Source organism: Bradyrhizobium sp. 179 (assembly GCF_023073535.1).
GTDB lineage: Bacteria > Pseudomonadota > Alphaproteobacteria > Rhizobiales > Xanthobacteraceae > Bradyrhizobium.
On sequence record NZ_JADPJR010000092.1, the window covers coordinates 21,365 to 39,076 of the forward strand.

Consider the following 17,712-nt stretch of genomic DNA (forward strand, 5'->3'; position numbering starts at 1 on the left):
CGCGCTCATGCCAATGCTCCGGCGGCCGCCTCCAGCGTCTTCCAATTGTCCTCGCCGAACTTGCCGCGCCATTCCCTGTAGAAGCCGGCAGCCGACAGCTCCTTGCGGAACGCTTCCTTGTCCGATGCCTCGAAAGTGATGCCCTTGGCGGTCAGCTGATCCTTCAGCGTCAGATTGAGCTTTGCGGTATCAGCGCGCTGCTCCATTGCAGCCTGGTCGAGCTCACGCCGCACGATCGCCTGCAAGTCGTCGGGTAGCGCTTTCACCGAGCGGCGGTTGCCGAGGATGAAGAACGGATCCCAGATGTGGTTGGTCTCGGAGATGTATTTCTGCACCTCGTAGATCTTGCCGGCTTCGATGGTGACGAGGCCGTTCTCCTGACCGTCGACAAGATGGGTCTGGAGCGCCGTGTACAATTCGTTGAAGTTGATCGAGGTCGGGTTGGCGCCCAGTGACTTGAACAGCGAGGTGAAGATCGGCGACACCGGCACGCGGATGCGGTAGCCGGCGAGATCGGCCGGGGTCTTGATCGGCTTGGTGAACGACGATATCTGCCGGAACGTGTTGTCGGCCGGCTTGGCCATCACCAGCGCACCGGTCTTCTCGATCTGGCTTGCGATCAGCTTGCCGAGGTCTCCGTCCATCGCACCCCAGACCTGGCCGTAGTCCGAGAACGCGAAACCGACATTGGCGATGCCGGCGATCGGCGCCACCGTCGACAGTACGGAGCCCGCGATGTTGAGGAAGTCAACGCCGCCGCTGCGTATCTGGGTCAAGAGATCGGTGTCCGAGCCGAGCTGCGAGGCGGGAAAGAACTTGATTTCCAGCCGGCCGCCGCTGGCTTCCCTGATCCGCTTCACGGCCTGATCGAGGCGGCCGTTGATCGGCTGCGTCAGCGACTGGCCGGTGGCGAGCTTGTATTCGAACTCCGCGGCCCCCGCCGGCCGGGTGCGGATCGCGACCAGTGGAACGGCCGCAGCCGCCACCATGAAGTTGCGCCGTGAAATCCTGTGGCCCTTGCCCGACATCGTCAGTCCTCCCTGATGGTCTGATGCGGCGCCTTCGTCGGCGCACGTGCTCATTGCCGCGCGCAGCCTTTGCCGCGCCGGTGTCTTCAAGATCGCTGTAGCTGGTGAAAGGGCCTTGCGTTCCTTCTCCCCGGGGCGGACGGCGCTCTGTGCCGCCTGTTTCCTCTATCGGCACCCGTCTGTCGCGGGTTGCCTCAAGCTGAAGCCTAGATCGCTGGTCATGCACGACAATTGAATTATATTCGCCGTCACTTTAGCTGGTCTAAAAGGTTTCCTGATGCAGATACCGTTCCGTGCCATCATCGTCTTCCACGCGGTGGCGCGCGCGGGCAGCATTTCCCGTGCGGCGGATGAATTGCGGGTGACGCCGTCGGCCGTCAGCCAGCAGATCCAGGCGCTGGAGCTGCATCTCGGCACGGCGCTGACCTCGCGGGTCGGGCGCAACATCACGCTGACCGAGGCCGGCGAGCGCTATTTCGAGATGATCAGCCGCGAGATCGAGCACGTCACCGACGTGACGCAGCATGTCCGCGGCATCCGCTCCGCCACCACGCTAACCGTGCGGGCCGCGCCAAGCGTATCGAGCAAATGGCTGCTGCCGCGGCTTGCGAGCTTCGTCGACGCCAATCCTGACATCGAATTGCGGCTCGACGGCACCAATGAGCCGACCGATTTCCGCAAGGAAAATGTCGATTTGGAGATCCGCCACGGCGAAGGCGGCTGGGCCGGCCTGTTCGTCGAAAGCCTCGGCAAGGAGCGGTTCTTTCCGCTGTGTGCACCCTCGTCCTTTGCGGCGGGCAGCCTCGTAGCCCAGGACCTACTCAAGCACCGGCTGATTCATTCGGTGAAATCGCAGATGCAATGGCCGCGCTGGTTCACGCAGGCCGGCATCGAGCCTGCGGAACGCTGGAAGCGCGTGCTGTTCGACCGCAGCCACATGGCGATCGACGCTGCCGTCGACGGCCTCGGCATAGGGCTGGAAAGCGAGCTGCTGGCCTGGCGCGAATTGCGCGACGGCCGCCTGGTTTGCCCCGTGAAGAGCCCGCCGGAGGTCGCGCTGACCACGCAATGGATCGTGTGTCCGCACGGCCATCTGCGCCACCGCAAGACCCGCACCTTCCTCGACTGGTTGCGCCGGGAGCGCGATGCCTGGAGCGCGCAGCAGGCCATGACGATTGTTTAGCGCGCCTACATCGTCGCCGCAGATAATCTGAATTGCCCTCGGATTCGCCGCTGCCTAACGTTTCCCTACAAGGCGAGCGCGGCCGGACTTCACGGCTGCAACAACGCCGTCACCCGAGGAACGCTTAAGGATATCCAGATGAATCTCCATCGCATGCTGCTGGAGCGCAAGGCGGCCGGCAAGCCTGTCACCATTGGCCTGATCGGAGCCGGCAAATTCGGCCTGATGTTCCTGTCGCAGGCGCGCCAGACCGACGGCATGCATCTCGTCGGTGTCGCCGACCTGAACACCGCCCGCGCCCGGGCGCAGCTTAAGCTCGGTTGCTGGCCGGAAGAGCAATACGCGGCAGCTTCCATCGACGACGCGCTCAAGCACGGCCGCACTGTCGTTACCGACAACGCCGACGCGCTGATCACCCATCCGGCGATTGAGGTGATCATCGAGGCGACCGGCGATCCCGGCGCCGGCATCCGCTTCGCGATGAAGGCGATCGAGAACGGCAAGCACATTGTGATGGTCAATGTCGAGGCGGACGCAGTCGCAGGCCCGATCCTGGCGCGCAAGGCGAGGCAGGCCGGCGTCGTCTATTCACTCGCCTGGGGCGACCAGCCGGCGCTGATCGCCGACCATGTCGACTGGGCGCGCGCGGCCGGCTTCAAGGTCGTCGCGGCCGGCAAGGGGACCCGCTACCATCCGACCTATCACCAGTCGACGCCAGATACCGTCTGGGACATCCTCGACAAATACATGAAGATCAAGGATCGCAACTCGATCAATCCGAAAATGTTCAACTCGTTCGTCGACGGCACCAAGTCGGGCATCGAGATGACCGCGGTCTGCAATGCGACCGGGCTGCATGCGCAGAGTGAGGGCCTGTCGTTCCCGCCGGCCACGCGGTTCGAGCATGCCGAGATCTGCAAGCCGAAATCCGACGGCGGCGTGCTGGAGAGATCCGGCGTTACCGAGGTGACCTCGTCGGTCTATCGAGACGGCTCCGATGTTCCGCAGAGCCTCGTGATGGGCACTTACGTGGTGTTCGAGACCGATAGCGCCTATTCGGAGGAGTGTTTCCGCGAATACAGCATGCTGCCGGACAAGACCGGCAAATATGCCTCGCTGTATCGGCCGATCCACATGATCGGGCTAGAGCTCGGTATCTCCGTCGCTTCGGCGGCGCTGCGCAAAGAGCCGACTGGCGCACCGATCATGTTCAATTCGGACGTCATCGCGACCGCCAAGCGCAAGTTGAAGGCCGGCGAGATGCTCGACGGCGAAGGCGGCTTCTGCGTCTGGGGCAAGCAGACCCCGGCCGACGCCTCGCTCGAACAGGGCTACCTGCCGCTCGGCCTCGCCCATCAGGTCAAGCTCAAGACCGACATCGAAGAAGGCCAGCGCCTGAAATGGGCCGACGTCGAGTACGATCCGGACAGCCTCGCGGTGCGAGTCCGCCGCGAGATGGAAGCGGCCTTCCGCCTGCCGAACCGCGCCCTTTGATAGAGCGGCGGCATATGCGTCCCTACCTCCGCGACGGAAGGCCAAGAGCGTTAGCTGAGTGCCTCCAGTCAGCCTCGAAACGGCGGGGCTGCATTCTCGCTTGCGGCCAACGACCGTCGGTCGTCCTCCGGTCCATGTTGGTAGCGGGAGATCGCTACCGCTTCTCCGCACACGGCGCAAATCTGCGATATTTGCTCCGATCGTCCGCCTGAACTCAAGAACTTGTCGAATGGTAGGTTCAAAGCGGGGAGGCGCAACCACCGATACCGACATTCGGTCCAAGTTGCGATCTGACGGCGGATTGCCCTGCGTCCCGAACGCAGTGAGTATCTTCTAAGTTATTGATATTTCTTGGTGTGGCAGTCGTTCCCGTCCCGTTTTGTTCACGGTCGTTTCACCCAATTCATTGCGATTTCGTTGCGGGCGTTTACCGCGGGAACAGCTGCACACCTCGTCCGATTTCTCTGCGCCGAAGAGCGCTTCTCCGGTCACTTGAGGCGGAAAAGGCCCCCGGGAAGACTCGAACTCTTTTCATGACGGGATGGGGGACCCACCCGCGAGTGGGTGGCGCCGTCATGCGCGCCGAAGCGCTCTCGCGAAAACCCGGCTGCGCAGGCGCGGTCGCGTTCAGCCAAGGGCGATCCGAGAATCGCTGAATTCGGTGACGCCGAGCTGATCCGTATTCGGCGATGTGCTGAGGACCTATCCGCGCTCTGACGCTGTAGCGGGAAACCACGGACCTTTTTGTTCGCAATTATCCTTTCGGTAGGCCCAATTCCTCGATGGCCCGGACGCAGATCTTGGCGGGGTCCTTGAGGCGGTCTGCCCGATCTCAATGATCTTCCTGGCTATCAATTCGGTGAGCGGATCGTCTCGATCCTGTACGCCAATCGTACGAAGGGCCTGCTCGTAAGCGCTGGAAAGCCGTGTGATCTCTTCAGGCCCAAGAGGTGAGTTTTGAAGTATTCGGTAGATGGCCAAGTGTTAGTCCCCCTGCTGGACGTGCCGTAGCATCAGCCCGCTGAGGGAGCATTGCGATTCAAGAGCTAATTTTAGCTTCCAAAAACTGCGGAGGTACCGCTGGGATGCCGCAACAGCATCCCGCGGCTGCGCGATGCAGGCGTCTTCTAAACCCTTTTCGGTGGGCGTCCGAAAGGCGAGGTAGGAACTGCGTTCACAGGAAGAATGGAGAAATACGTCCTTGGGCAATTGGTTTCCGGTTGTCCTGGATGACCAGAGGCTCGGCGGAAGCCGCTCGGGACGAGTCAGGAAGCCTTCACGCGCGCCCGCTCGCGGGCGGCTCGGCGGCGCTGGCGGCGTTGATCCCGGCCGAGCCGGGTCGAGGCAGGAAGACGAGCCGCGGGCGTGGTGGGCGGCGGCTCGGCTCCGGCCGCCTGTCTTCCCGCCTCGGCTTCGGAAGGCCGAGCTTCCATGAGCTCGAGCACCGCGCGCCCCTTCTCGGTGATACGCCAGCCACCGTTCAGACGTTCGACCAGCGCTTGCGAGAAGATATCGAGGTCCGCCACCCGCGACGCGAGCCGCTTGGTCCGATCGGCCCAGTCCCGTCCGCTGGTCGCAAGGATGGCCATGTCGCGTTTGAGATCCGCCATGACGGCGAATCCGTCCGGATAGCTCTCAAGGATCTTGAGCACCGTGACCTGGAAGTTCACGCCCCCGTTCCCCCTCCCCGCTATCGGCACATCGTCGGCGCGTCATGGAGAACCTTCGCGGCCGATCTGCGTGAGCCTGTCCGGCGAAGTGTCACATTTCGTGGCCCCTTCCAGAATTTTGGACGCCACGTGGGCGCGTGCGCCGGATTCGAAGCGCGAAACGTCTTTGCAGACCTCGTCGAGGACGGCGCGCAGAAGCGCGGTCGTTGCCGGCTCGAACATGAGACCCCCACAAAGAGGAGTCGTATCGCAATCGCAGAGGCGCCGAATCAACAGTGTTAAAGCGGCGTAAAATCCGGCCTAGTCTACATTCAGACTGCGTCTCCGCAAGGTCTGGAATTGCGGCATCGCAGCGCTCAGGCGCCGATACCCCAAGTCCACCGGGGCAACTGGTGCGAGTCCATCTCGTTGTCACTTTCAGCGACCGCTCGGTCGACCAGCCGCGACGAGATCGGCGACACCGCGCGCGCGGTCGAGAGCGTCAAGACGATGCTGGCTGAGAAGGCGCAGCGGGAGGCGCTGGCCAAAACCGAGCAGGACAGGCTCGCGGCAGACCAGCGGCGCCAAGACATGGACCGCCTTGCCAACCAGTTCGAGTCCGCCGTCGGACAGATCATCGAAACGGTCTCTTCGGCCCCCACCGAGCTCGAAGCCTCCGCGAGTACGCTGACGACTACCGCTCAGCGTTCGCAGGAACTGTCGACGGTCGTCGCGGCCACCAACGTGCAGTCCGTCGCATCCGCAACGGAAGAACTGTCTTCGTCCATCAACGAGATCAGCCGCCAGGTGCAGGACTCGGCGCGCATAGCAAACGACGCTGTCGGCCAAGCACGCTCGACCACCGAGCAGGTCGGCGAGCTCTCGAAGGCGGCCAGCCGTATCGGCGACGTCGTCGAGCTGATCAACACGATCGCGGGCCAGACCAATCTTTAGGCACTGGAAAGCAATCGCCTCAAGCTCGAAGTCGGCAATTTCCTCAACACTGTGCGGGCGGCCTGAACGGGTTCGAACTTGCCTGTGAATAGGCGCCGAAGTTTGACCTCCATCGGCTTCCAACATTGACCCCACGCTCGATGTATTTTCGGCAATTGTTCAAAGGCTTCGCCATTGCCCGCCGGGGTCAACCTTCTTCGGCGCCGACAAGTGGTCAATCAGCGCGCCGAATGACAGGCAGAGCTCGTATGCCATACGCATGTGCCTAAGATAAGCGATCCGGCAGGACATTGCGACTGTTCCCCTGGGAACAACTCGGGCTGGCCAATGGCGGGCTAGTAAGTAGGGGCGTCTAATGAGTACCCGCAGTCGAGCGGTCATTCCTGCTGCTGCTATTCGCAAACGTCTTCAGAGCATCGTTTCTGCACTCGTTGAATTAGAGGAAGTCCGAGCCCGAGTTCTCGCGGCTGAGAAGAGCGCAAAACCAACGAGGCTCAAACAGAAAAGCAAGCGTCCACGCCGAGCCAAGCTTACCGGCCGAAGGCGCTAGTGGCCATCGGCATTGCTTGCGGCCCCCGCGGCCGGCTTTAGGAACGATTGCGTTCGCACTCGGTTCGACTGTTTGTCTTGCGTGCCATCGTCTTGCAAGACCTGTTGCGAACCTTAGCTCCAGCGCGTTCTTTCGCATCGGATTCACAACTTTGAATCCTGGAATAATTTCTCGGTGCTGTCCTAGTCAGACACCCCTCGTTTGGAGCGATTAATCCCCCAGCACCTGCCGAACAACAGGTGCTCCCTAACGTTCGCAGAATCCGCAGAAAGCCGCCCGCCTCCCCCGCAAGCGGCGCCAAGAAAGATACGATCGCGACTATGTCAGCCCACGTCGCGAGTTGACTGAATTTTCGAACCGGGTGCCGGTCGACGAGGAGGCGTGCTGAAAAGTCAGCAAATATCATTGCGCCGAATAGTACATCGAGCGTCTCCATGATCTCACTGGGGTGCAGGAATGAGGTCGCGATGATGAACAGCAATCGAGGACGAGTTTCAATTGATGCTTGAAACCGCCATCGATCTTGCGATGCAAGGTTTCGATCCGACCAACGTGCTTCGCGCGTTCGCCTAAGTTGCGGAATTTCATGCCCTGTTCGGAGAGCTATCCCATGCGTTGCGCGTTTACGAAAGCGTTATCAGCCGATCGCTGGAGCCGAACACTATTACGTTCGCAGAGTTGCCCGAGAACTACCGTGGCGGCTGAACACTCGGTTCACAGGGATCGGCTGCGTTAAGGTAATGAGAAAACAGTGATCTGCCCTCCCAGCGTCGTAAAATCGCGTAGCCCAGCGTAGCCCCCAACAGCACCCAAACCCGCAGTTGGCTCGGTAAGACCGGCTGCAAGGCCGATACCGGCCCAGCCGCCGACGCCCGATAGAACGGCAATGTACTGCTTGCCTGCATGCTCGTACGTCGTCACGTTTCCAATGATTCCTGAGGGCGTCTTGAACTTGTAAAGCTCGTTGCCCGTCTTCGCGTCGACAGCTTTGAGATACCCTTCGAGTGTGCCGTAGAACACAACGTTTCCCGCCGTTGCTAGTGCGCCGGACCACACTGAGAACTGCTCTTTGTTCGACCAAACGATTTTGCCAGTGCGTGCGTCCCAAGCAATGAAGTTGCCCATATGATTCTCGCCACGAGGCGGATACATTGACAGTGTAGCGCCGACATAAGGCTGCCCTGCTGTGTAGCTCACCTTGAATGGCTCGTAGTCCATGCAGACGTGGTTCGTCGGGACGTAGAACAGGCCCGTATCAGGCGAGAATGCGGCCGGCTGTTGGTCTTTGGTTCCAAGTGCAGCTGGGCAGATCCCAGTCACATTCACATCCTCCTGCCGCGTACTAAATTTCGGATCCACGAGCGGACGACCGTAAGTCTGCGACAGCTTGTCCATGTCGATCTTCGTCGCCCAGTTTACCACGGGATCATATTTTTCCGCGACCAGGAGCTCGCCGCTGCCGCGATCGAGGGTGTAGGCGAATCCATTTCTGTCGAAGTGAACGAGCAGATTCCGAGGTGTACCCCCGATGGTCTGGTCAACAAGGATCATTTCGTTGACACCATCGTAGTCCCACTCGTCGTGGGGTGTCATCTGATACACCCATTTTGCCACTCCGGTGTCGACATCTCGCGCGAAGATGGTCATTGACCATTTGTTGTCACCTGGTCGTTGGCTTGGATTCCACGTTCCTGGATTGGCGGAGCCGTAATAAATTAGGTTGAGCTCAGGATCGTATGAGTACCATCCCCAAGTGGTCGATCCGCCGAGCTTCCACTGTTCACCTTGCCAGGTCTTGAGGCTCGAGTCCGGGCCGACCGGTTTGCCGAGCTCTGTTGTTTTTTGCGGGTCGATGAGAATCTCATTGTCCGGACCGATCGAGTACGCACGCCACGCCTGTTTCCCAGTTTTTACGTCGTACGCGGCTAGCGAACCACGAACCGCAAACTCGCCGCCAGAGATGCCGACGAATACCTTGTCCTTGATCACCATGGGAGCCGATGTTCCGGTCTCACCCTTTGACGGATCACCATTTTTGACCGACCAAACCGGCTGGCCGCTCTTTGCGTCTAGGGCCACCAGCGTCGTATCGGCTTGGTACAAGAATATCTTCCCGTCGCCGTATGCCGCTCCGCGATTGACGGTGTCGCAGCACATAACGGGAATCACGTTTGGGTCCTGTTTTGGCTCGTATTTCCAGAGAATTTTGGCGTCGTTGTCGAGATCAAGCGCATACAGTGGATTCGGAAATGGTCCATGCACATACATGACATTGCCGATCACCAGCGGTCCGCCCTCATGCCCGCGCAGGACACCAGTCGAAAACGTCCACGCAACCTTTAGCTTGGCCACATTGTCAGAGGTAATCTGCTTGAGTTGGGAATAGCGGTGGTTGGCGTAGTTGCCAGTCGGCATCACCCAGTCTTTCGGGTTCTGCGACATCCTAAGAAGTTCGTCGCTGGCAACTGCCGCGCCGGCGGCCAATATCGCCGCTGTGCCTACGCAGAGCTTAAGGAGCAAATCGCGCATTAGAGACCCTCCCTATTGCACTTGTCAGGTCTGCCGGCCGCTGCAGCCGTACCGTAGCGGCAACGCCGAGTGCCGCACGTCGGGGGGTGTACTGCCATTTTTCGCACTCCGGCAGGCGCATTTTTGTCGCGCGACAAAGTTTCTTCAAACAATAAGGACGAGTCGTCAGTCATTGGTACCCTCCGAGAAAGGACACGGCATCATCGCATCGAGGCGGCTGTAGAGGGCATTGCATTCCTCCGAACCCGTTCGGCAAACGCCGGCTAGTCCGCCGAAGGTATCCAGAAAGAGGAAATGGCAATCCCCCTGGCCAATCCACGACGCGCTGCTCGTTTGGGTGTTTGCCATCGGCCTGATGGGCGTCGGAGCGTGTCCGGCCTCGTCGACAAGCGTCGATGGTCCCGTTCGTCAGCGTTGTCTGCTAAGTTCTATGTCTCGTCCCGCGCGACGATCATGCCTCGAATTGCGGGCGAGGGCAGCCGATCTGACCCTGATAGCGCAGTAGAGGTGCAGGCGGACCCTCCATCGAAGTCGCGCGCCCGCCAAGTGGATCGTGGTCTGCGGCAGCCCCGTCTGGAGGCTTCTGAACTACTCGCCTGGGCGACCTCCTATCCCCAATCGAGCCGAGTGGAGGCGCTTTCGCCCGGGATATTTCGGCCGCAGCCCCAGCGTGCCGAAACTCAGTTGTAAAAGATCAGTGGCAAGCAGATGTAGATCCAGCAGAACAGGGTGGCCAAGCCGCCCAGAACGATGATGTCTTCAGTCATGTCGAGTGCTGCCGTTTCCGGGTATCGATCGACAGAATTTGCGAAGGCTAAGATCAGGACCAGAGGACGAGCACAACGGCAACGCGCCGGACACGAAGGCGGCGACACGCTCGGTTGTGCCGAAGCAACCGTTCTACCGAGGCTTAGGCGCGCCCCACCCTTCATGACTTAATTTTGGCAGGTGACAGTCAGTGTGATTGCGGCCGAGCGCTCCGTAGCCATAGCAGGAGCAGACGTTGTTTTGGACGAGCTAGAGCCCAAATCGACGCCTCGCTCAATCCCCTAGCATACGGCCAGCCCCACTGGCCCTGGCCAAACGGGTCCTAGTCCTGGTGGGGAGCGAGGGTGAACTGGAAGACGGCCCCCCGAGGCTTATTCCTCGTCACCCACAACCGGCCGCCATGAGCTGCGATGATCGACCGACAAATGGCCAGGCCCATCCCTAAGCCGTGCGATTTGGTCGTGTAGAACGCTTCGAAAACGCGTTCTTCACTCGTCGGGTCGAGCCCCGGGCCCGAGTCTCGCACGGAGACGCGTACATCACCCGCAACATCCCTTTCGGTACTGATCTGCAGCTCCCGCCAGCCATCCTCAACGCTGTTCACGGCGTCGATGGCATTGAGGATCAGATTCAGGAGCACCTGCTGCAGCTGAATGCGCTCACCTTCGATCTGCGGCAGGTCCTCCGCCAGTTGCGTCTGTAGCGAAATCTTATGCCTCACCGCCTCGCTTCGGACCATCGCGACGACGTCCAGCACGGCTTCGTTGAGGTCGATGCGGCTTCTGGGTACCGGCGCTTTCCTGACCATAGCGCGGATCCGATTGACGATCTCGCCAGCTCGTCGGCTATCTGCGACAATGTGCTCGAGGGACTCGCGGGCCTTGTTTAGATTGGGCGGGTTATTGCCCAGCCAGTTCAAGGCGGCGTCCGCATTGGTGAGCACAGCCGAGATCGGCTGATTGACTTCATGGGCAATCGAGGCCGTCAGCTGCCCAATGGTCGCGACACGACTGACATGAGCGAGTTCGACCTGGGTCTTTTGCCGTTCAATGACAGCCTTCCTGAAAATTTCGATCGCACCCGCCATCGCGCCGATTTCGTCACGCCGATCAATCCCGGGCACGTCGATGCTAGTGTCGCCCTTGGCGAGTGCGGTCATGGCACCGGTCATTCGGGTGATCGGCGTCGCGATAGCGCGCGTGAGTAAAATGCCCATCAATACCGCGATCAGGAGCGAGGCTGCGGCGCCCAGCGTGGTCGCCGTGTATGCAGTGGCGTACGCCTGCTTCTGCACGGCGTCGCGCCTTGCCAACAGATCGCGCTCAGCCTTCTCGATTTCGTTCGCCTTGGCGCGGATGGCGTCCATCGCAGCCTTGCCGGTCGACCCCTCCAGCGTGCGTGCGTCCTCGCGCGTCTCGGGGGTCGCCATCAGCGCGATCTCGCGCTCGGCGGTCTCGATGCGCCACGTGGATGTCAGCTTGTTCAACTCATCGAGCCGGTTTTGCTGGTCTTGGTTATCCGAGGTCTGTGCTTTTAATTTCCGGATCGCCGCACTGAAGTTGTCGCCACCCCTGCGATACGGCTCCAAGAATTTCTCGTCGCCACTGAGCAAATAGCCGCGCAGACTCGTTTCTTGATCAAGCGCTGCGGCCACCGCCATCTCTAGCGTGTCCAACACGTCAGTGGTATGGACACGCCAGTTTTTGGCCTCTTCGATCACGCCAAGTCTGTCATATACGATTGCGCCACTCACAAATATGACGGCTATCACGGCTGCAAACGCGGCCATCAATTTGTGCAAGATCAGCAAATTCGAGAAAGGGGACACAATGACCCTCAAGGCCGAAATCAGCGGCCGAACAGCTGGCTAGCTCAAGATTGCTCCCAAGCGGTGGCATTCGCAAGAATTTGGCATGGGACTGTGATACGGGCAAAGCAGGCGCAGCCTTCCCCTGAGTGGAGCATACAGCATCTCGTCAGACAACTGGGAAATTCTAGACATGCGGTGCCCTCGGACACAACAGGCCCTCATATCGATGCGACCTTCATGATCTCCAATGTTCCGCGCCAGATCATCTCAACTGCCACATAGAGAATGACGGCCAGTCCGACGTAAGCGAGCCATCGATGCGTTTGCAGAAGGCCGGCAATGAAAGAAGCGGCCAGGCCCATCATCGCGATGGAAAGCCCCAAGCCGAAAATCAAGACCACGGGATGGTCGCGTGCCGCCCCTGCGACCGCAAGGACATTGTCGAGAGACATGGAAGCGTCGGCCACGATAATCTGCCAACTCGCTTGGAAGAGCGTTTTGCGGGGTTTGCTTTCTGCAATGGCCCCTATGTTCCCTTTCCAAACAGTGGACCCTGCGGGAGACGTGCGCAACTCTCGCAACATTTTCCAACATACCCATAGCAACAGGATCCCGCCAGCGAGCAGAAGGCCAACGATCTGCAGGATTTGCGTGGCTATCCCCGCTAAGAGAAGACGCAATATCGTCGCGGCGACGATCCCGATCAAAATGGCCTTGGCTCGTTGCGCTTGAGGAAGTCCCGCTGCAGCAAGGCCGATGACGATGGCGTTATCACCAGCGAGCACAAGATCAATCAGAACGACCTGCACGAGTGCGCTAAGAACATCCGTATGAAGATGGTCTATCAAGGGTTATGGTCCCAGGTTCGGCTCCGAGCGAGGCGCGTATTTATCTGCCAGCTCGACCCATACAAGTTACCTCCAAAGCCCTTATACAGATCCAGTTCTAGTCCATCGCGGCTCGATCGCTAAGGTAACTATCTCCGGCAGCGGCGTCCGAATGTGGTCCGGAGTCTGCCCGAAAAGCAGTGCTACTTGATCTGGCTCGCCAAAAATCGCTGCGGCGCAACCGATCATTGTGAACGCACCTGCGATATCCCAGAGAGAAATTTTGCTCACCGTTGCAGTCCCTGACTTTGCCAGGGCCAAGAGCGCGGTGATCATCGCGTCCGAGAAAAACAGAAGACTCAGCGCTGGTAAGACGAGTTGCGAGTCCAGCAAGAATATTGTCAAAAGGGCCGGAGCCGCGACCAGCATGCTCAACAGCACGAAGATGCAGAATGTTTCTCGCCAAGGAGCATTCCAACTTGCATGAGAAGCGATCATTGCCTCCTGCATACGAGCATCTTATAAGGGCCACTTACTTTGCGGAACGACCTTGTTCCAGTTGGCTGTTCTTTTGAGTCTTGCAGCTAATGTTTTTTGGTCCTACTGCGCCGCCCCTCAATCAGCGTAAGAACGCCAGCGATCATTACGGCAACGACGACGATGGCTGCCAGCCCCTCCACCGAGGCCAGGGACTCAAACCACTTGATCCAAAGCTCAATCATGTGCTGGCCCCTCTGAAGAGCGCACCCACGATCGATAAAATCCTCTCTAAAGACGACCACCGCAATCAGAAAGACAATGCTACGCATTGTCGCGCGCGTTTTAACCGCGCGGCAAGATGACCGCGAGCCGTTAGCACGCACACATTCCCCTTCTATTGGAACGTGCCCTGATGGCGCGAGTGCAAGTGGGTGGTTCGACGCGCTCGAACCGGAGAAATTCGGTAGCGTTGCGGCCTGATCACCCACAGGACGCGCGCCCGTCAAAGCATCGCTGGCGATGGCTGAAGGTGCCGCTGCATCGCTGTTCGCTACGCTAATGTCCTTACCTGATGCCGACCACCGAAGAGAAAGCCGCCGGGCACGTCGGACACCTCCAAGCTCGGAGATCGCGCATGCCGCCGCCGGAACGTCGCTCTAAAGCCGGGTCTGCTCGCCACCCCTTGTGCGGTATCGCCTTTTCGCAAATACGGCTGATGAGCGAGGAAACTTTTGCGGGCCGGTGCGTTCGTTGTCGTGCAAAGTGCGCGCTGCGATGGGGAGGACTGCTATGCGAACCACGATCGTTGCGATGCTTGTAGCTGTTGGAATTACGTTAGCCTTGCCGGGGCTGGCCCAGCAGCCGACGGCACCGAACCCGCAGATGCAGGAGGAGGCGGACAAGGGCATCAAGACCCGCCAGTCCGGCGAGTCAGGCTATGTCGGCGAGCAGGAAAAGCCAGGTGCTTCTGCTCATCCTCCTGGAAAGAGTGACACTGCTGCGCCGACAACCGGCCCAACCAGTGGCACCTCCACGCGGACCCCAAGTAGCGGCGAAAAGCAGCGGTGAGCTGAGCCTCGCCAAGGCAGGCGCGACCGCGCGCCTGCCCTGTAGTCCATTGCTCTTGCGTCTCGCTCGAGAAGACACACGTGCCTGACTTCGAGGCTCTACAGTGGGGCTAGAGACGGACCAATGCGAAGTCCGAAGCAAACGCGACGGTCGCTTTTTTTCGCCACGCTCGGAGCGTTTCTAACGGCGAGGAGGTTCGCTGCGGCGCAGGAAGACCAGCCCGGCAGCAGCGATCGGCCGAGGAAAGGCGACCTTCTTGTGGTCTCAGAGGGTGACCGCGCCGGCGGCATCATCGTGCCCGATGACGTGAGGCTCGGTGAGGCGCCGCTGCATGCCTGGCCAAAGGACGCAAAGACTTCGGTTGTCCGCAACGGCTCGCGGCTGAACGAAATCCTTCTCATAAGGCTTGATCCCGGGGAGATGGACGAGGAGACGCGCTCGCGCTCCACGCAGGGCATTGTAGCCTATTCGGCGATCTGTACTCATGCCGGATGTGCTGTCACCGGCTGGCTGAAATCCGAGGCCGGCGACAAAGACGTGCTCAAATGTTTTTGTCACAATTCCGAGTTCGATCCGCGGGAAAGCGCGCAAGTCGTGTTCGGACCCGCGCCCCGGCGTTTGGCAGCGCTGCCGCTTGCAACCGCCGACGGCTCGCTCACCATCGCTGCAGCATTCGTTGGAAAGGTAGGTGCTCAACAAGGAGGGTGACGAGTAGTCGCATCGGATTCCCGTGCCACAGTTGGTCGCATTATTTATGGTCGGCAAGAGAAAGAGCTTAGGGAGATGACGTCCATGACCAAAAGGCAATGGCTATTGTCCGGTTGTGTTGCGTGCACGACCTTTTTCTCGGCCGCCGCATTCGGCGGGCCGATTGAAAATTACAGCCCGGTAACCCAGGCCCGTCTGGAAAATCCCGAACCCGGCAACTGGATGCTGTATCGGCGGACCTATGACGGACAGGGTTACAGTCCGCTCGAGCAGATCAACACCTCCAACGTCAAGAATCTCAGGCCGGTGTGGACCTTCTCCACCGGTGTGATCGAGGGCCACGAGGCGCCGCCGATCGTTAACAACGGTGTGATGTTCGTCACCACCCCGATGGGGCAGGTGATCGCGCTGAACGCCAAGACAGGCGAAGAGTATTGGCGCTACAAACGTCAGCTACCAGATGATTTGTTCCAGCTGCATCCGACCAATCGGGGGGTCGGTCTGTGGCACGACAAGCTCTATCTGGCCACGACCGATGATCACGTGGTTGCCCTCGATGCGAAGACCGGCAAGGTGGTCTGGGACACCAAAGTCCAGGACTATAAGAAAGGTCAGTATCTCACCCTGATGCCTCTCGTCATCGACGGCAAAGTCATTGTCGGCGGCTCTGGCGGTGAGCTCGGCGTCCGTGGTTACGTCGTGGCCTTTGACGCCAATAGCGGCAAGGAGCTGTGGCGCACCTTCACCATTCCAGCGCCCGGTGAACCCGGCAGCGAAACCTGGACGGGCGACGACTGGAAGACCGGCGGCGGATCGGCTTGGATGACCGGCAATTACGATAAGGACACCAGGACCATCTACTGGGGCATTGGCAATGCTGCGCCGTGGCCGGGGGACGCACACCCGGGTGACAATCTCTATACGAGCTCCGTGCTCGGCCTTGATCCCGATACCGGTAAGATCAAGACACATTTCCAGTACCATCAGAACGACTCCTGGGACTGGGACGAAGTAGAGGCGCCGATACTGGTGGACCTGCAAAGAGATGGCCGCACGGTCAAGAGCCTGATTCATCCGGGTCGCAACGCGATCTTCTGGATCCTGGAGCGTCAGCCGGACAAGATCAGCTACGTAGCCGGCTGGCCCTATGTTCATACCGACGTCTGGAAAGGGATCGAGCCCGAGACCGGCAAGCCGATTGTCGACCCCGCGCACAAGCCGGTGATCGGCAAGCGGGTCGAGTTCTGTCCGTCACTGTGGGGCGGCAAGGACTGGCCTTCGGCGGCCTATAGCCAGAGGACCAAGTACGTCTATGTGCCGGCCAACGAGAACACCTGCGGCGGCTTCACCGGCGAGAAGGTTGCGCTGAAGCCTGGCGAACTATGGCTTGGCACCAAGCCTGAGGACATCGGTCTGACGCTCCGTCCCGGCGCCACACACATTGGCGAATTGCAGGCTTGGGATCCCGCAACCGGCAAGAAAGTCTGGTCTCACAAGTTCCCGAAATCGCAACTGTTCGGTTCGGTACTGGCGACCGCGGGCGATCTCGTCTTTGTCGGCGGGACCAACGATCGCAACTTCCGCGCTTTCGATGCGAAGAGCGGCGAACTCTTGTGGGAGCTGAAGACCAACTCAGGCATCATGGGTATGCCGGTATCCTATGAGGTGGATGGCACCCAGTATATCGCGATCCAGTCTGGCTGGGGCGTCGACGCGCAACGCATCCAGGATGCGCTGGCCACCCAGAACGTCGGGGTTGAAAACAACGTGCCGCAAGGCGGGGTGGTCTGGGTATTCGCTGTGCAGAAATAGCCGCGCCACAACGCGATGAGCGGCGGACAGAAACGTCCGTCGCTACCGTGGCGCGCAGCCACTTTGCGCAGCTGGAATGGCAAGCGGTACGACAAGAGGCGAGCGTTACGTGCTGACGCCCGAAGCGAACCGGCTGTTGCTTTAATGCGCTTCTCGGAAGCTCCAGCTCCCATGCCAACGGCAAGCAGCGTCACCACCTGCGCTGCTCTTGAATGTCGCTCCGCAGTTAAAAGTCCTTGATCTTTATGCGTTGGCCCTTCTTGCCAAGAGACTGTTAAACCTGGCGCGGGCGCCCGCGATATAAATATCAGCGCCAAGGTATGCATCATGAATGACCATCCCGCAGTCGCGATTTGTTTTGCGAGGCGCCCCGGACATCAAAATGAAGGATGTAGGGGCTGAGATAGCCGCCTATGCAGGATCCGTAGGCCGCCAACTTCGGCCGACACTCGATATCTGAGATATAGCTATGCGCTCGCGGGAGCGGATGCGCTCCTCAAGATTATTTCGGGTATCGCCGGGCAGCGTTAAGGCCGAAAGAGCCAACAGCCCCGCCCTATTTACGGAGCGCCTTGGCGAGCCGCTGCAAGTCGGCAATATGGTCGCGGACGATCTTCCGCATGGCCTCCTCACTGGGTTTTCTTCTTCCTGACTGCGTTTTTTGACCTCGTCTTTTTCTTCGAGTTCATGAGCGATCGTAGGGGAACAGCTGGATTGCCGTGCACGCGGTTCGGGGGCGTGAAGGTCAGGTAAGGGCCATGTGTGGACGGCTCCGGGTTGGCAAGGAGAATCTTCACTTGCGGCGTTGGTCGAAGCAGCCATGTGTTCGGCCTTTTTGCGCGGTACTCATGA

14 protein-coding genes and 2 pseudogenes are annotated in these 17,712 nt (G+C 59.9%); 6 read left to right on the forward strand and 10 right to left on the reverse strand.

From position 1 onward, the window contains the following. Window positions 1-5 precede the first annotated feature (5 nt). Window positions 6-1,028, reverse strand: a complete 1,023-nt coding sequence (locus IVB12_RS21775) for a TRAP transporter substrate-binding protein (RefSeq protein WP_247301682.1) — start codon at window positions 1,026-1,028, stop codon at window positions 6-8. Between the two features lie 277 nt (window positions 1,029-1,305). Between IVB12_RS21775 and IVB12_RS21780 the strand changes: the two genes are divergently transcribed. Both IVB12_RS21780 and IVB12_RS21785 read left to right on the forward strand, forming a co-directional pair. Beyond that, the gene (locus tag IVB12_RS21780) at window positions 1,306-2,211 is read left to right on the forward strand and encodes a LysR substrate-binding domain-containing protein (protein ID WP_247301695.1); all 906 of its coding nucleotides are present in this window, start codon (window positions 1,306-1,308) and stop codon (window positions 2,209-2,211) included. Window positions 2,212-2,349: 138 nt separating this feature from the next. Then, on the forward strand, window positions 2,350-3,705 hold the full coding sequence (locus tag IVB12_RS21785) for a Gfo/Idh/MocA family oxidoreductase (RefSeq protein ID WP_247301697.1): 1,356 nt from the start codon (window positions 2,350-2,352) through the stop codon (window positions 3,703-3,705). A 1,265-nt stretch (window positions 3,706-4,970) separates the two neighbouring features. On the opposite strand, the gene IVB12_RS21790 is transcribed toward IVB12_RS21785, so the two are convergent. Then, window positions 4,971-5,375: a hypothetical protein gene (locus IVB12_RS21790; RefSeq protein WP_247301701.1), complete on the reverse strand. Its 405-nt coding sequence runs from the start codon at window positions 5,373-5,375 to the stop codon at window positions 4,971-4,973. Window positions 5,376-5,417: 42 nt separating this feature from the next. Then, the gene (locus tag IVB12_RS21795) at window positions 5,418-5,597 is read right to left on the reverse strand and encodes a hypothetical protein (RefSeq protein WP_346658516.1); all 180 of its coding nucleotides are present in this window, start codon (window positions 5,595-5,597) and stop codon (window positions 5,418-5,420) included. A 219-nt stretch (window positions 5,598-5,816) separates the two neighbouring features. Between IVB12_RS21795 and IVB12_RS21800 the strand changes: the two are divergent. Then, window positions 5,817-6,305 (forward strand): annotated as a pseudogene (locus IVB12_RS21800) (methyl-accepting chemotaxis protein); the annotation flags it as partial. Window positions 6,306-7,105: 800 nt separating this feature from the next. Here IVB12_RS21800 and IVB12_RS21805 read toward each other — a convergent pair. The 6 genes and pseudogenes from IVB12_RS21805 to IVB12_RS21830 all read right to left on the reverse strand — a co-directional run. After that, a pseudogene (locus tag IVB12_RS21805) lies at window positions 7,106-7,339 on the reverse strand (ion transporter); the annotation flags it as partial. Between the two features lie 251 nt (window positions 7,340-7,590). Continuing rightward, window positions 7,591-9,387 (reverse strand): lanthanide-dependent methanol dehydrogenase XoxF5, encoded by a 1,797-nt coding sequence (xoxF5, locus tag IVB12_RS21810; RefSeq protein ID WP_247301708.1) that lies wholly within the window; start codon window positions 9,385-9,387, stop codon window positions 7,591-7,593. A 1,090-nt stretch (window positions 9,388-10,477) separates the two neighbouring features. Further along, the gene (locus IVB12_RS21815) at window positions 10,478-11,944 is read right to left on the reverse strand and encodes a CHASE3 domain-containing protein (protein ID WP_247301711.1); all 1,467 of its coding nucleotides are present in this window, start codon (window positions 11,942-11,944) and stop codon (window positions 10,478-10,480) included. Between the two features lie 239 nt (window positions 11,945-12,183). Further along, complete coding sequence (locus IVB12_RS21820) at window positions 12,184-12,813, reverse strand: TerC family protein (protein ID WP_247301713.1); 630 nt, start codon at window positions 12,811-12,813, stop codon at window positions 12,184-12,186. An 81-nt stretch (window positions 12,814-12,894) separates the two neighbouring features. Then, a complete protein-coding gene (locus IVB12_RS21825) occupies window positions 12,895-13,302 on the reverse strand; it encodes a hypothetical protein (RefSeq protein WP_247301716.1) in 408 nt (135 codons plus the stop codon). Window positions 13,303-13,376: 74 nt separating this feature from the next. Beyond that, complete coding sequence (locus IVB12_RS21830) at window positions 13,377-13,601, reverse strand: hypothetical protein (RefSeq protein WP_247301719.1); 225 nt, start codon at window positions 13,599-13,601, stop codon at window positions 13,377-13,379. A 460-nt stretch (window positions 13,602-14,061) separates the two neighbouring features. On the opposite strand from IVB12_RS21830, the gene IVB12_RS21835 reads away from it, so the two are divergent. From IVB12_RS21835 to IVB12_RS21845, 3 genes are all read left to right on the forward strand, one after another. Next, window positions 14,062-14,340 (forward strand): hypothetical protein, encoded by a 279-nt coding sequence (locus IVB12_RS21835; protein ID WP_247301723.1) that lies wholly within the window; start codon window positions 14,062-14,064, stop codon window positions 14,338-14,340. Window positions 14,341-14,463: 123 nt separating this feature from the next. Next, window positions 14,464-15,048 carry a ubiquinol-cytochrome c reductase iron-sulfur subunit gene (locus IVB12_RS21840; protein ID WP_247301725.1) on the forward strand — a complete coding sequence of 195 codons (585 nt, stop codon included), beginning with the start codon at window positions 14,464-14,466 and terminating at the stop codon, window positions 15,046-15,048. An 84-nt stretch (window positions 15,049-15,132) separates the two neighbouring features. Then, the gene (locus IVB12_RS21845) at window positions 15,133-16,860 is read left to right on the forward strand and encodes a methanol/ethanol family PQQ-dependent dehydrogenase (protein ID WP_247301727.1); all 1,728 of its coding nucleotides are present in this window, start codon (window positions 15,133-15,135) and stop codon (window positions 16,858-16,860) included. A 629-nt stretch (window positions 16,861-17,489) separates the two neighbouring features. On the opposite strand, the gene IVB12_RS21850 is transcribed toward IVB12_RS21845, so the two are convergent. Then, a partial coding sequence (locus IVB12_RS21850) for a hypothetical protein (RefSeq protein WP_247301729.1) occupies window positions 17,490-17,712 on the reverse strand: 223 nt, incomplete at its 5' end.